We start from the raw sequence: 542 nt of genomic DNA on the forward strand, positions 1-542 counted from the left end.
GTTAACCGCGTTCGAGCCTTTTTGTTTAGCGACAGAAATAAACACCGCTGGGTATGCTTCATCGTGGTTTTTATCGCGATACCAAGTATCGGATGTTGCCTCACCTTCACCGTCGTAAATACGCGCGACATCTTTCAAATAAACGGGTTTACCATTGAGCACCGCGATAACAAGATCGCCAACCTCTTCGGCGTTAGTCAGAAACCTTCCCGACTCCAATGTGAAATTTTGCCCGTTTACGCGAACGTTCTTGCCTTGGGTTTTACTATTACTGAGCTGAATGGCCTGTTCGAGGTCATCGATGGTTACTTTGAAGTTTGCCATCGCAACGGAATCAAGCTCTATCTGGATTTTTCTCGGCTCACCGCCAATCACTTCCACCTTGTTGGTGGCATCCAATGATTTAATGCCTAACGTGGCTTGGTCTGCAATACGTCTCAACTGATGGCGATCGAGAATGTCTGGATCGGTGGAATAAATTGCGGCAACAACAATGGGTACATCATCGATTTCAACAGGCTTTACAAGCCAGTTAGTGACAG

Annotated in this window: 1 protein-coding gene; it reads right to left on the minus strand. The window is 46.5% G+C overall.

Features of this window, described 5'->3' with window-relative positions; all coding sequences use genetic code 11:
• Positions 1-542 (minus strand): efflux RND transporter permease subunit (locus R7E38_RS23280; protein ID WP_318082210.1); only part of this gene is annotated, 542 nt, incomplete at both ends.

Source organism: Vibrio sp. Vb2131, assembly GCF_033338535.1.
In the GTDB taxonomy this organism is placed as follows: Bacteria; Pseudomonadota; Gammaproteobacteria; order Enterobacterales; family Vibrionaceae; genus Vibrio; species Vibrio alginolyticus.